This window comes from Beijerinckiaceae bacterium (assembly GCA_004564215.1).
GTDB lineage: Bacteria > Pseudomonadota > Alphaproteobacteria > Rhizobiales > Beijerinckiaceae > Methylocapsa.
The window spans coordinates 887,598-901,711 of sequence record CP024846.1; the positions used below are offsets into that span (position 1 = coordinate 887,598).

Here is a 14,114-nt window from a genome sequence, read left to right on the forward strand (position 1 = left end):
GAGACCTCTTGGCTTTCGGCGGTCACCGAAAGGAGATCAGGGCGATGGAAGACATGATGCTTCTGGTCGAGCCGCTGATCCCGGCCCTGCGCCGCTACGCTCGCGCGTTGGTGCGCGATCGCTCCGCGGCCGATGACCTGGTCCAGGATTGTCTTGAGCGGACGATTAGCCATTGGCATCAGCGCCGTGCCGAGGGTGATCCCCGGAGTTGGATCTTCACGATTCTCCACAATCTTGCCATCAACCAATTACGCCAGAAGACGCGCCGTGGTTGGCACATGGCGATCGACGATGTCGAGGAAGCAACGCTGTCGCGTCCGCCTTCTCAAGAAGAGGGGCTGCACCATCAGGACCTTCTGCGGGCTCTCGATACCCTGCCAGAGGATCAGCGCAGTGTCCTGCTTCTCGTGTCGGTTGAGGATTTGTCCTATGCCGAAGCCGCTCGGGTTCTCGATATTCCAGTCGGCACGGTAATGTCTCGGCTATCGCGTGCGCGGGAGAAGCTCCTGCACGCCTTGGTTGGCGACAAAGCCGACGCGTCCACACCAAGTCAATACTTGCGGAGGGTCAAATGATTGCCAGCCGTCCGATCTCCGAGGACAATCTGCACGCCTATGTCGACAAGCTGCTCGACCGGGGGCGCCATGCCGAGGTCGAAGCCTATCTGGAGCAACATCCAGATGTCGCGCGACGGGTCCAAGGATTCATTAGCCAGCGCGAGATGTTGCGGTCCGCTTTCTTACCCATCGGCCAGGAACCCGTGCCGCCGGAACTCAGTCTACGCCGCTTGATCGAGGCAAAGCGCAGACCGCCCGCCAACGCTTGGCGCAGCAGCTGGCGCTCGGCGGTCGCTGCTTCGGTCCTCCTCGCGGCAGGCGGAGCAGCGGGCTGGTTTGGCCATGGAATGTCACCGGACGCGAACAGAGGGATCGCCACTCTGGCTCAAGAAGCGTTAGCCAATTACGAGGTCTACGCTCCTGACCGTTTCCGTCCGGTGGAGATCAAAGCGGCTGACAGCGGTGAACTCGTCCGTTGGGTCTCCCAACGGCTTCAGCATCCCATAGCTGCGCCTGACCTTACAGCTTCAGGTTATCGATTCATGGGGGGGCGGCTTGTTGCGACCGCGCACGGTCCGGCCGGCCTGCTCATGTACGACGATGATCACGGCACTCGTCTTGTGATGCTGGTTCGGCCAATGGAGATCGAGAAGAATACTATGATGTCTCAGTACGCGAACGGGCGAGCCACCGGCTTTGCCTGGGCGCGAGACGGCATCGGCTACAGCCTGGTCGGTGCCGCCGCTCCGGAGGTTTTGCACCCATTGGCAGACGAAATTCGGAGGCAGACGGCGAAGGATGTCTGATGAGGGATCTCATCGCCGGCGCGACGTTCGGAACCTCATTCCGGTCTCGAAACGCGGGAGAGGACAAGCCCTATCGAACGCGGCAAACTCCGGCTTCCAGCCCGAGGCGGCAGCGCTGTACGCGCGCGGCGCGAGCGAAGCGCGGGACGTCGCGCGATCCACGGCGGGACGGAAATACCGACTATGACACTGCTCTTCTCGCCCAAGCCTGCAGGCATAATCTCCTGCCGCTCGAAGCCGGCCCCCTCAGTCCGGATGCCGGCCACCGATCACCGCGAGCTGCGGCAGGTTCTCGACGCTGAGAAGACCCGCGTCAGCCAGACTGTGCGATAGGGAGTTGAAGCGGCGCACGGCCAATGATGTAGACTCCGTACATTCTTCAGCGTGATCTCGAGACCCCGCTTGTTGAGCGGCGGGGTCTCGAAACCAGCAGCAACATCACGCAACGTCGATATGCCCATTGCCTTCCGGCGCTGCATAAGAGGCCGTATCCCCGACGTGCCCGGTGCCTTCCGGAGAAGCGTAAGAGGCGATCTCAATTCGCATGTCGCCTTCGGTCGCATAACTGACGAGATAAGCGCCCACGAGGAAGGTGCAAAGCCCGACAAACACCATCTTAATTGTGCTTTCGAACCGCCTCATTGAACGGATAGAATTTCCTTTGCCTTCGGTATCCATCGACATGCTGACTTCTCCTATAAATGTCGCCCTGCTACAGAAGAAGACAGGCAGTCCAACGCATTTATTCCGGCCTCGCCCGACACATAAATGTGAGAAGTCTGGAGTGCCGCTTCGCTGGGAAGGCCACATGGCGGTGGCCTACAAGTCCGCTCAATGGGACGTCGCATTGGACAAACAATTGGGTCGGCAGAGCTGATTGTGTGCGGTGGCCCATGCGTTGGATCATTGTCCGCGGACCGCGCGCGGGCGCCCATCGACGCCGCGAAATTCTCAGCCGTCGGGTCTCAAGCGGCACGGCAATGCTCTGTCGTGGTCGAGGACGGCGACTTCAAGCGCAATTTTAAGGGACGATTTCGCGGAGGCAAGCATTTGAAGTTTGAGAGACTGCGGCTAAGGCAATTCTCAGCCGCAGCTTTCGTGAAAGCGCTGGCCTCAGGACATTTACACGGGCCAACGACTATTCGAAGGATATTTGAAAGGGTTTCAGTGCCGCGGCGTGGTGACTGCGGAACGTCCTTCCCCGCGGTAAACGGTGACAACGCGGCGCGTGCGCGGGTCGACAATGAGGATATTGTTGCTTGTCATTGCAAAGCGATAGCCCAGGTAGTTTGGCGTAAACTTTGCCATGTCCCTAGGGATCCGGTTTAAGCGGACACCTTTCGGTACGGTCATTCCGGGCGAGACGCTCATCTGGTCCATCGCGTCGAGGCCCATGCCGGCTGCGGCTTGTCCCGTGGCAGAGCTGCGACCGGACATGTCTTTGGCTGAGCCCTTCTTCATATTCATGTCTTGTTTGTCCATGCCGGATCTCATTCGTTCCGTCATGCCTTGATCTCGCTTGAGGTCGGTATTTTGTGCGCCCACCTGCAAGGACAGCGCGGCGAAAGCCGCCGCCGCAACAGTTGTCAAAAGCAAAGGTCGCATGGCGTCCTCCATTTGTTTTTACGGCTTGCTGAAAACCCGGCGAGGCGGCAGGAGTTCCCTGCCGCGGGCTTTGCGCGTCAATGCCAAGTTCGCCGATGGCAATCTATGGCAATCTTAAGCTTTCCATGAGGGCCGTTCGACTCGATCAGGACTCCGAAGTTGTCCCGGCATGATGCGCGGACTCGTCCCTCAATTTTTCACGTGGCGCGGGTTGGTCACGCTTAATCGGCTGACACAAGCAGCGTGCAATTTGCGACAACGCTGTCTGCCTATGCAAAGCCGCCTCGCTTATCCAGCCATGAAAAGAAAGCGCGTAAGCAGAAAATGACAACACCGCCGAACATAAGCGCGGTTAATAGGTCTTCGATATCTCGCATGGTCGCAATCTCCAGCCGGCTCATAAATCATTGCGTAGCGTCGCAAAACTCCTGCCAAGGCCGCGAGCTTGATCCGGGTCATTTTGTCTCGGAGATCCAATGCCGGCGTTGCCAGCAGCCATGCTTCGACCTGAATGACGCAGTTGCACCGGAACGAACGGTCTGCCTGCGGTACTTTGGCTCGAGATCTGGCTCAGTTTGCGTGGGCAACTGAAATCTGGTTCGGTGTTTTACGGCTCATGCTGGCCCTTTTCGACCGCCGCAGCTTCGCCGATGCCATATCAAAAACGACATCTTGAGCGGCAGCAATCTAAAAATCGCCCCAATGTAGCTTCAGCAAGGCTGCGAAGCTTTTTTTGCGGATGTTCAGGAAGCGGCGAGACGCACCTGCACAGCTCTGTGGCTGATCGCGTGAACTCGCGCCGCGGAGGATTGCCGCGAAATGAAATCATTAGGAAAGCGAGACGAATGACACATGGGATCTATACGCCGCATAATTTCATCCCATCGAAGCGCGGTCGTTTATCTCGGAAAATTTTTTCCCTGTCCATTCCGGGTGCCGTCATCCTCGCCTCGATCGGGTTGGTTGGCCTCTGGATGCAATATATTCGTCCGGTTGCAGCCCCCAATGTCGTTGAAGCGCCGGCGGTCGCACGTCCGGCAACCGTTGCCGAAAACCCCTATGGCGCGCTGTTCGACCCTGGATTTTTCTCCGGCTCTGCACCGGTTTCGCTGGCGCAAAGCTTTCCGTTGGACTCCGGTCTTGAGCTAGCTCCCTCGGCGGCGTTCGCAATCGCAGAGGCGGAAAACGTCCCGCCGGTGCCAAGATCAGCAGTTTCCCAACTCGGAGAAGCCGCACCTTTGCCAACACCACGTCCCCCCGAGTTAGGGATGCCGGCCAACCATAACTTCCCGATGTCCGCCCGCCGGTTAGCGCAGCAGAACAGAAGAACGGCCGTCCCAACCGCCACCGCCGATAATCGCTCGTTCTTCGAGAAGTTCTTTGGCATGCCCCAGACCCCCGCGGGCGTCCTCGCCTACGCGGCTCCGGAAGATGGCGTCCTTCGTAGCGCGCCGAATATCCCAACCAGTCCGTCGAGCCGCTACGATCGATGGACTGCCATTTACGATGTCGCAGCACATACAGTCTACTTGCCCAACGGAACAAGATTGGAAGCGCACTCGGGACTCGGCAATAGGTTAGACGATCCCCGCTTCGTAAACGAAAAAATGCGTGGGGCCACACCGCCGAATGTCTATGAGCTTCAGCCGCGGGAGCAGCCCTTCCACGGTGTACAAGCGTTGCGCCTCATCCCCGTTGGCGGCGCCGACATCTATGGACGCACAGGCCTCCTCGCGCACACTTACATGCTCGGCCCGAACGGTGATTCCAACGGATGCGTATCCTTTAGGAACTACAACGCATTTTTGCAGGCGTATCAATCTGGCGAGATTAAACGTCTGGTTGTCGTCGCTCGTCTAAATTAAACGTTTAAACAAATCTTGCCGCAGTAGTGAGCGCTAGGTCTCAGGCACGCGCGACCTTGGCCGGCTGCGCGCTTGGGGAACCAAGCACCACCACTGTCGTGCCGACGGGCGTGCGCTGGTAAAGATCCATCACGTCCTGATTGATCATGCGAATACAGCCAGAGGAGAAGTTCTGACCGACGGTCCAAGGCTCGTTCGTGCCATGGATTCTAAACAGAGTGTCCTGTTTGCCGTGCCAAAGATACATGGCGCGGGCACCGAGCGGGTTGGTCGGGCCGCCGTGCATACCGATCCCGCTTTGCAGTTCGACCATTTTATTCATCAGGTCGGGCCGACGCTCGAGCATCTCCTTGGGCGGATACCAGTCCGGCCATTCCTGCTTGCTGTTGATCGTCGCATCTCCCGCCCAGCCGAAACCCTCTCGGCCGACACCGACGCCATAGCGTGTCGCCCTGCCGCCCTTTTCCACATGGTAAAGAAAGTGATTGCCATGATCGATCACGATCGTGCCCGGCGCTTCCTTGGTGACATAGGCGACATTCTTGCGCAGAAACGCGGAATTGATCTGCGACGAATTGATGGCTGGGACAGTAAAGGACTCGTCCTTTAGCTCCGCATAGATCGCGCTGTAGTTCGGCTCAATCGCATCCGCAACGTCTTGGGGTTGTTGCTGCGGCCAAGGCGGCGTCGCAGCATTTACGGCGGGATTGGAGCTTGTGCCGACGCAACCGGCGAGACAAGTTCCAGCCGAAGACAAAACACCGGCGACCATCATGCGGCGAGTTAGATGCGACATTTTGAGACCAAATCGAGAGGGAACTACATTAACTGTAATGGCGAAATCTGCGCCGCGATATGGCAAATATGTGACGGTCACGAAGTTTTTGGCCCGGGTTCGGGTGTAAGAGGAAATCCGATTAGAGCGTGCGGCAACCGCGCCGTCTAAGGGAAGGATGCGGCTTCGCGCGCACCAATTCGCGAGTCGGATTTGGCGCTCTTGCCACATGGCGCGCTCCTCTGCGTCTATCTCCTGCGCGGCTGCCGCACCGACTTCTGCAATGAGGAAAATCGCCGAGGAATGATTATGCGTTGGATTCTGCCACTTTGTTCCTGTCCGTCCAGCGCCCTGGGCACGCCATGACCGATATTTCCATCATCGCCGAACAGGTGCGATGGGCCGGGTTCAGTTTCGTGCCCGCGGGGCAGTTCCGCGCGCTCCTGAAGCCTACGGCGCTTGCCGAATGGCCATCCTTCGCAGAGAGCTGGGAGAACCTCGGCGTCGACACCTACATGGCCGATGGGGGTCGCTATCGTCGCCGGCGCTTCGCGGCCTTCGCGGTTTCTTCCGAAGGCATTGTTCGCAAGGCGCACCAGCCGCACTATCAAAGCCGAGACTATAATTTGCTCAATGGGGGGATCGAGCGTTGGTTCGAACCGGTGACCGAGGCCATCGCCATTCATCCCGTGACCCTGGGACTTCTTAATGCCGGCCGAAAAATATTTGACGCATTGACGCCTGCGCGGGACAGGCCCGAGGCTTGGCACGTCGAGTTGCACCAGTTCCGAATCGAAGCCGATGCCGGACAAGTCGGCCAGCCGACGCCCGAGGGCCTGCATCGCGACGGCGTCGACTGGGTGCTCGTCGTGCTGGTCAACCGGAACAATGTCGAACGCGGGGTCACTTCGATCTACGGCCTGGACCACACCCATTTGGGCGACTTCACGCTGACCGATCCCATGGATGCCGTCTTCCTGCAGGACAGCCGGGTCTTCCATGGGGTGACTGCCATCCGTCCGTTGGACCCCCAAGGGGTCGCGCGCCGCGATGTCGTGGTCATCACGTTTCGTTCGGCGCCGCTGCATTTGCCGGGCCCGGTTTGAAGCACGGGGGGCGAGCACACCTCACGCTCATTCCTCGGTTCGTTGGTTGGCGAGATCCGCCTCGCGCAGATCGAGCTCCCGCTCGATTTTGCGCCGTTGCTCATCCTTCAGCATGCCGCTGCGAAAGAGCTCGTTAACCTGCTGCCGTTCGGCGTCGATCAGCAAGAGTTCGATTTCATCGTGAAGGTTGGTGAGCTCTTTATGTCCGTCATCGCCGTCGCTCCTGTGCTCGATGTGCTTGAGCCTGTCGCTGTAACGCGCGCGGAGCGGCTGAACGATGTCTTCAGAAAGATTGCGTTCCGACGTGATCTGGTCGAGCCGCTCGATCGTCGCCTCGATCCCGCGCCGCCGTGCCTTGTGCTCTTCGATTGTGTCGGCGAGGCGTTCCAGACACCCGGCATGGGCAAGGCCGAGCCTCCGAATGACGGTCGGGAGCATCAATCCCTGGCCCACCAGCGTCACCAGTATGACGGAAAATGTCAGGATGAGAATAAGGTCGCGGTCAGGGAAGGGTTGGCCGTTCGCGGTTGCAAATGGAATCGCGAGCGCTGCCGCGAGCGAGACAATACCGCGAACTCCGGTGAAGGCCAGCACAAACGGCCACTGCCAGGGCGGCGACGGGTCCTTGCGCCTGATTGGCGGAAAGAGCCAGCGCGGAAGGTAAGTTGCAGGATACATCCAGACGAAGCGCGTCGCGATCACCACGGCGCAGACGATTGCCGCGGAGACGAGCAGCTCCGGGATCGAATGATCGCCGACGCGGGCGATCAAGGTCCGCGCCTGAAGACCTGTGATAAGGAATACCATGCCTTCGATGAGGTAGATGAACAAATCCCAGAAGAATATGCCCTGAAGGCGGGTCGCAGCGCTGATGAGCCGGAGGCCGTTCCAGCTGATGTAGAGCCCGGCAGTCACTGTGGCGAGAACGCCTGAACCGCCCAGATGCTCCGGAGGCCAGTAGGCCAGGAATGGCGTTAAAATCGAGAGCGTGATCTCGATTCGCGGATCACGGACCCAGCGCCGCAAGCGCAATACCAGCCAACCGACGCCAATCCCCCAGACAATTTCGCCGGCAACGATGGCAGCGAATGTTGCCGCGGCTTGGTCGAGCGAAAATGTGCCGGCGCTTACGGCGGCGACCGCGAATCGATAGAGGATGAGTGCGGTGGCATCATTCGCCAGTCCTTCGCCTTCGAGGATGACAAGGATCCGCCTGGGCAGTTGCATTCTGCGAGCAATAGAGAGCGGCGCAATGGCGTCCGGCGGTGAAACGATGGCGCCCAATACGAAGCCAACGGGCCACGCTAAACCCAACAGCCAATGAGTTGCTGCCGCAACCGCGATCGTCGTGAACACGACGCAACCCACGGCCAGCAGCGAAATGGGGCGCAAATTGAAACGGAACTCCCGCCAGCTCATTGCCACCGCAGACGCATAGATAACGGGTGGCAACACCAGAAGGAGCACCAGCTCCGGAGCAAGTTCCAAACTCGGCAGGCCGGGGACAAGCGCGAGGACGACCCCGCTCAGCACCAAAAGAATGGCCGGCGGAATCTCGAGTCGGGCCGAGAGAACGGCAACCGCCGCAACCACGGCGAGCAGCAATACAAGAATCTGGATCGTCGAAACCATGCGCCTCGCCTGTCCGCTATGATGGCAAAACACGAGACTAAGTCAATTTAGCTATCGCGTTGAGCGGGGGTGGAACAGCTTGATCGGCAGTGATTTTGAAGGTGCCTCTACGAGCCAACTTGCGATGCCACCGATCATTAGCAGCGGTTCGGGTAGAGCTTGGTCCCCGCATAGCCTAGGTCAGAACACAAGCCTAGCGGATCAAGCCCACGAGCGCGATCTCGCTGGCGCTTCAGCTATGGTGCCTGGGGATGTCCGGAAAACCTGGCTGATCGCATTCGATCAAAAAAATTTCGCCGGCGGGAATTTCCGGCCCGCTCCGTGGGTCTACCTAGTGTCACAGAAGCTTCAAAGAACGGAGCGTCACAGCTAACGCTAGGCAGGACGACATGACCAAATCAAAAACCCAGATGATTGCGCTCGCTGTTGTAATGCTGTCGGGGTCGACAGACATCGTCTTGGCACAACAGCCGCCCTACCCTCCCCCTGTCTTTTCATATCGGCCGGACGGGCTTTACGAATACCGCAGCGTCGCTCCCTCCCGCTGGGACCGCTATCGCTTCGATCATTCCGGAACCCGCGGGAGACGAGGCCTGGGCGCCGATCCGGAGCGTCCGGAAGGTCCCGGCAACGTATCGCAATGAGGTCCACGGCGGCCATGGGGCGACAGGCGGTTTAGGCGAACTGCCGAGACGTTTGGCGAGCGTCTCCGCCGGGACCGCAATTTCAGGAATCGCATTGATCTCCCCATACTGCCCACGCAGCATCGGTCCCATTGCGAACAGATCTTGCGGAGCCACGCCGTCTCGGTCGAGCGTTGCGAAATCGTCCGAGACGGTGATACCCAATTTTGATCGGAAGCCGGCGCTGGTTCCTGGGCGCCAGCACGGAATGGCCGGGCGTCTTGCCGGTCGATGTCGAATGAGGCGACGCCGAAGCGCTCGCCGCGCAATATCCGCAGGTCGCCGCCGATCTGAAAAGCTACCCGCTGCCGGCCCCGAGCGCGGCGCGCAGCTGTTCGATCTGTCTCTCCACCGGGCTTGGCGGCAAGCTCTCCCGGCCACGCTGGTCTCGCGGCTTGTAGATCAGCAGATCGAGATGGATGATGCGGGCCTGAAGCCGCAATGAAACGCCGACGAAATCCCGCAAGCGCGGCGGCAGTTTTGCAAGCGCTTCCTTGTTCGACACGGTGTCTTGCTCGCTCAAACGAATCCGTCGTTTTTCCGCCGAAGCTTCGGCCCGGCTCAATTCGCCTTCATTGACGGCCCGCTGCAGCAGCAGCCAGGATGCAATCTGCATGAGCCGTGTGGTCAAACGCATGCTTTCGACCGCATAGGCGATCGCCGCGGACCGGGACAGACGCTTGGCCTCCTCCCGGCCATCGCCGTCGAGATAGGCCGCGGCCCGTCCGACCAGATCCATGCCTTCCTGGAAAAGAATGTCGAATTGTTCGGAAGCGGCCAGCTTCTCGCCAAAGGATATCGTTTTATCTTGTTTTAGAAATAAGGATTGAACCATGATGCGCCGTTTCCCCAGGGCGAAAGCTTGACCGCCCTACAGCCGCACAAACCCGGCTGCAAGGAGCGATGATTTTGGGGATCATAGCGCCAATTCAGGGGGTGGGGGCATTCACCTTTAATTAGGATTAACGCGCGGGCTCGGCCCCCCCAACACGCGCCGGCCCCGCACGCGTGGCGTTCTCGCAATTAGCAGTTCAACTATCCATTTTCAGCGCGGCGATAAAGGCTTCCTGCGGAATCTCGACCTTGCCGAACTGCCGCATCTTTTTCTTGCCGGCTTTCTGCTTTTCCAACAGCTTGCGCTTGCGCGTCACGTCGCCGCCATAACATTTGGCGGTCACATCCTTACGCAGCGCCCGCACGGTCTCGCGAGCGATGATCTTTCCTCCGATCGCTGCCTGGATCGGGATCTGAAACATGTGCTGCGGGATGAGTTCCTTCAACTTTTCCACCATGGCTCGGCCGCGAAGATCGGCACGGTCGCGGTGCACCAGCATGGAGAGCGCGTCAACCGGTTCGGCATTGACGAGAATCGACATCTTGACCAGATCGCCGGGGCGATAATCGGTGATCGCGTAATCGAAACTCGCATAGCCTTTCGAGATCGATTTCAGCCGGTCGTAGAAATCGAACACGACTTCATTGAGCGGCAGATCATAGGTCGCCATCGCCCGCTTGCCGACGTAATTCAAATCGATCTGAATCCCGCGCCTCTCCTGGCAAAGTTTCAGCACGGCACCGAGGTAATCATCAGGCGTCAGAATGGTCGCGCGGATCCAGGGTTCCTCAATCGTTTCGATCTTGGTCGGATCGGGCATGTCGGCCGGATTGTGCAGCTCAATGGTCGCATCGCCCCGCTGCACGATCCGATAGACCACCGAAGGCGCGGTCGCGATGAGATCGAGGTTGAATTCGCGCTCGAGCCGCTCCTGGATGATCTCTAGGTGGAGAAGCCCCAAAAACCCGCAGCGGAAACCAAACCCCAGCGCCGCCGAGCTTTCCATTTCATAGGAGAAGCTCGCGTCATTGAGGCGGAGCCTTCCCATCGCCGCGCGGAGATCGCTAAAATCAGCGGCATCGACTGGAAACAAACCGCAGAAAACCACCGGCTGCGCGGGTTTGAATCCGGGCAGGGCTTCGGTACAAGGCCGCCGCTCGTCGGTGATAGTATCGCCGACGCGCGTATCGGCGACTTGCTTGATCTGCGCGGTGATGAAACCCACTTCCCCCGGGCCCAGCTCGGCGACATCCTGCATCTTGGGGCGAAACACGCCGATCTTATCGACCTCATAATGGGCGTCCGTTCCCATCATTTTGATCTTCTGGTGCTTCTTCAGCGTCCCGTCGATCACCCGCACAAGCACGACGACACCGAGATAGGCGTCGTACCAGGAATCGACGAGAAGCGCCTTCAAAGGAGCGGTCTCATCGCCCTTTGGCGGCGGCAGCCGGGTGACGATGGCCTCCAGGACAAGGTCGATGCCGAGCCCGGTCTTGGCCGAAATCAGCACGGCTTGGGACGCGTCGAGACCAATCACATCCTCGATCTGCTGCTTGATCCGCTCGGGCTCGGCGGCGGGAAGATCGATCTTGTTCAAGACCGGCACGATCTCATGGCCGGCATCGAGCGCGTGGTAGACATTGGCGAGGGTCTGCGCCTCGACCCCTTGGCTCGCATCCACCACCAGCAACGAGCCCTCGCAGGCCGCGAGCGAGCGGGACACTTCATAGGCGAAATCGACGTGGCCGGGCGTGTCCATCAAGTTCAAAATATAGGTTTTGCCGTCCTTCGCCTTGTATTCCAGCCGGACCGTCTGGGCCTTGATGGTAATGCCGCGCTCTCGCTCGATGTCCATCGAATCGAGCACCTGTTCCACCATATCCCGCGCGGCCACGGTCCCGGTCGATTGGATCAGCCGGTCGGCGAGGGTGGATTTGCCGTGGTCGATATGGGCAACGATGGAAAAATTGCGGATGTTTTCAAGAGCATGAATCGTCATGCGAGCCGGGATAGCAGGCGCGCGCCGCGAAGGAAAGGCGAACCCGCAGGGGTTCTATCGAACGTGTCGGTCGGCACAGCGGGGATGGTTGCCGAGAGCTACGTTGCGCAGGGTTCGAGGTTGGAAACCCTCTGACCCAAACGGGCCTTGCAGAGTTCTTCACTCGGATGAACACTAAAGGCTCTGGTCAAGTAATAGTATGTTTTTAACAGCCTTTTTTGATCAGACGTTTATTCACATATCATAATATTCAGCTATCAGCTCCTCGTGAGCCGGTTTCTTCCCAAGAGGAGAATGGCGAGATGGACATCCTTGTCCTCGGCAGCTTTTTCTATTTCGGGGCTATTCTGGCGCTGTATTTCAGGTTCTATGTTCTGGTGCCGGCATTTGGGCTCGCCATTGTCCTCATCCTGATCAGCCCCTCGCATTTGGAGCCCAACCTTCTCGGTTGGGGTTTCCAAACTGTCGGGGTCATCACCAGCTTCCAACTTGGCTGCGTCACTGGACTGGGGTTGCAGGCCTTTTCGCCGTTTCTCCAGCGATTTCGGGAAACATCGGCGTCCGCGCCCCTAAATCTCAGATCTGCTGCCCGGGAGACGAAGCCCTTCCGCGACCCATCAGTGCAAACTCCCCCCCAACGTGCGAAGAAGCTTCCTTTGCAGGACCAGATCACCCCCCGTAAGTCTGCGTGAGATAATCCAAGATTATCTTGGCATCCGCCGGATTGATGGGAGCCCCATAAGTCTTGGTCATCTTGGTCACCTCGGCCTCCCAATGCGCAGCATCGAGGAACGGCGAATTCATCTCGATATAAGCGAGACTATGACAGACTGAGCAATTCGCCTCGACCGTTTCGAGCCCCGGCGCGGCTTTAAGTTGAACGGGTTTCTCATCGGCAATCGCTAAAGAGGGGATGAACGCCAGCCCGGCGAGAAGTGCGAACCACCGCATTATTTCCTCCCTCACACGACATCGAGCGTCACGCTTTGCGGGACGTTGTGGTGGTAGCCGCCCGGATTTTGGATTAGCTCCTGGGTTTGGGTCTGGCCTATTTTGTTGGTGGCGCGAGCCATGACCGCAAATTTGCCATGGCGCCGGGGCGTGAACTCATAACTCCAACTGCGAAACGCAAATCGGCCGAGATCCTCCCCGAGCCTTGTCTCAGTCCAGCTTTTGCCCCCGTCGAGGGAGACATCGACCTCGCTGATGCCATAGCCGCCATCCCAGGCGATCCCGCTGACGGAAGTAGCCAGTCCGACCTTCAAATGGGTGCCGTCGAAGGGAGTCGTGATCAGCGAGTTCACGACCATTTCGGTAATCGGCGTGTTAGTTTCCGTCCCCTGCGATTTGAACCGCGCAACCAGCGGAAACTTCCCAAGCGGAATGCGATAGGCCGTCTTCATCCAGTATCCCTCGAAAGGCCTAGTCACCACCGTGAGCTTGGTGAGATGTTTCACCCAATAGGTCGCGGTCCAGCCAGGCACGACAATCCGGGCCGGAAAACCATTCCAATGCGGCAGCGGCTCGCCATTCATCTCATAGGCAATGAGCGTCGTTTCCTCGACCGCTTTCGATAAGGGAAGGCTTTTCGCGAAGTCCGGCGTTTCAACGATCAGAGGACCATCGGCGGCATCGAACACCACTTCCAACGCGTCCTTCTTGAGGCCCGCAAGATCCAGAACATCCTTGAGCCGTGCGCCCTTCCAACGTGCGCAGCCCATCCCGCCATATCCCCATTGGACGCCAGCCACATGCGGCTGGACCAGGCCGCGCCGATTGCCCGAACACTGACAAACGGCAATGATTTCGAACGACGGCAGTTTCTTCAATTCATCGAGGCTGATTTGCACTGCGCCGTTGGCGCCCTCTCCGCCAACATCCAATTTCCAACTGCTCGCCTCGATTTCCGGGATGTCGGCGAGATGGTAGCGCACGAAGAATTCGTCATTGGGTGTGATCGCCGTGCGGAAATATCCGAGCGGCGATTCATAGTTCGGCGGCTTGGAGGTGAGCCGGATCAGCGGCTTCTTGCCAGGGAGGGTTTCGAGAGCGGCATAGGCGCGGGTTCCGGCGGGTAATAAGGGCGACAGCCACAACGCATCGCTTGGTTGGGATTGAGCGCCACGCGCCCAGGTGGGCAAGCCCCCTGCTCCCGCCAAGCTGGCTCCTGCCGCTTCAAGCACACCGCGTCGCGTAATCACTTGCGTTCTCCGCCTCAGCGGCGCCGGAACTTTATTTTCCCTTCACC

Annotated in this window: 14 protein-coding genes; 6 read left to right on the forward strand and 8 right to left on the reverse strand. The window is 59.1% G+C overall.

Going from position 1 to position 14,114, the window contains the following annotated elements; all coding sequences use genetic code 11:
- Positions 1-44 precede the first annotated feature (44 nt).
- Together CU048_04190 and CU048_04195 are read left to right on the forward strand one after the other, a co-directional pair.
- A complete protein-coding gene (locus tag CU048_04190) occupies positions 45-575 on the forward strand; it encodes an RNA polymerase subunit sigma (GenBank protein ID QBR70601.1) in 531 nt (176 codons plus the stop codon).
- Positions 572-1,363: a hypothetical protein gene (locus tag CU048_04195; protein QBR70602.1), complete on the forward strand. Its 792-nt coding sequence runs from the start codon at positions 572-574 to the stop codon at positions 1,361-1,363. The genes CU048_04190 and CU048_04195 overlap by 4 nt, the downstream gene beginning before the upstream one ends.
- A gap of 438 nt (positions 1,364-1,801) precedes the next feature.
- On the opposite strand, the gene CU048_04200 is transcribed toward CU048_04195, so the two are convergent.
- Positions 1,802-2,047 (reverse strand): hypothetical protein, encoded by a 246-nt coding sequence (locus CU048_04200; protein QBR70603.1) that lies wholly within the window; start codon positions 2,045-2,047, stop codon positions 1,802-1,804.
- A gap of 480 nt (positions 2,048-2,527) precedes the next feature.
- Positions 2,528-2,980 carry a hypothetical protein gene (locus CU048_04205; protein QBR70604.1) on the reverse strand — a complete coding sequence of 151 codons (453 nt, stop codon included), beginning with the start codon at positions 2,978-2,980 and terminating at the stop codon, positions 2,528-2,530.
- An 833-nt stretch (positions 2,981-3,813) separates the two neighbouring features.
- Here CU048_04205 and CU048_04210 point away from each other — a divergent pair.
- Positions 3,814-4,833 carry a hypothetical protein gene (locus CU048_04210; GenBank protein QBR70605.1) on the forward strand — a complete coding sequence of 340 codons (1,020 nt, stop codon included), beginning with the start codon at positions 3,814-3,816 and terminating at the stop codon, positions 4,831-4,833.
- Between the two features lie 40 nt (positions 4,834-4,873).
- Here the strand turns inward: CU048_04210 and CU048_04215 are convergent, their stop codons facing one another.
- A complete protein-coding gene (locus CU048_04215; GenBank protein ID QBR70606.1) occupies positions 4,874-5,629 on the reverse strand; it encodes a L,D-transpeptidase in 756 nt (251 codons plus the stop codon).
- Positions 5,630-5,970: 341 nt separating this feature from the next.
- Between CU048_04215 and CU048_04220 the strand changes: the two genes are divergently transcribed.
- Positions 5,971-6,714, forward strand: a complete 744-nt coding sequence (locus tag CU048_04220) for a hypothetical protein (protein ID QBR70607.1) — start codon at positions 5,971-5,973, stop codon at positions 6,712-6,714.
- Between the two features lie 27 nt (positions 6,715-6,741).
- On the opposite strand, the gene CU048_04225 is transcribed toward CU048_04220, so the two are convergent.
- A complete protein-coding gene (locus CU048_04225) occupies positions 6,742-8,346 on the reverse strand; it encodes a Na+/H+ antiporter (GenBank protein ID QBR70608.1) in 1,605 nt (534 codons plus the stop codon).
- A 431-nt stretch (positions 8,347-8,777) separates the two neighbouring features.
- Between CU048_04225 and CU048_04230 the strand changes: the two genes are divergently transcribed.
- Positions 8,778-8,990, forward strand: a complete 213-nt coding sequence (locus CU048_04230; protein QBR70609.1) for a hypothetical protein — start codon at positions 8,778-8,780, stop codon at positions 8,988-8,990.
- Positions 8,991-9,327: 337 nt separating this feature from the next.
- Here the strand turns inward: CU048_04230 and CU048_04235 are convergent, their stop codons facing one another.
- The gene (locus CU048_04235) at positions 9,328-9,864 is read right to left on the reverse strand and encodes a DUF1465 domain-containing protein (GenBank protein ID QBR70610.1); all 537 of its coding nucleotides are present in this window, start codon (positions 9,862-9,864) and stop codon (positions 9,328-9,330) included.
- A gap of 196 nt (positions 9,865-10,060) precedes the next feature.
- Entirely contained in the window at positions 10,061-11,866 is a 1,806-nt protein-coding gene (locus tag CU048_04240) for an elongation factor 4 (protein QBR70611.1), read from the reverse strand.
- Positions 11,867-12,168: 302 nt separating this feature from the next.
- On the opposite strand from CU048_04240, the gene CU048_04245 reads away from it, so the two are divergent.
- A complete protein-coding gene (locus tag CU048_04245) occupies positions 12,169-12,558 on the forward strand; it encodes a hypothetical protein (protein QBR70612.1) in 390 nt (129 codons plus the stop codon).
- Here the strand turns inward: CU048_04245 and CU048_04250 are convergent.
- A complete protein-coding gene (locus CU048_04250) occupies positions 12,536-12,817 on the reverse strand; it encodes a sulfide dehydrogenase (protein ID QBR70613.1) in 282 nt (93 codons plus the stop codon). The genes CU048_04245 and CU048_04250 overlap by 23 nt on opposite strands.
- 11 nt (positions 12,818-12,828) lie before the next feature.
- Positions 12,829-14,067 (reverse strand): oxidase, encoded by a 1,239-nt coding sequence (locus CU048_04255; GenBank protein ID QBR70614.1) that lies wholly within the window; start codon positions 14,065-14,067, stop codon positions 12,829-12,831.
- Positions 14,068-14,114 lie beyond the last annotated feature (47 nt).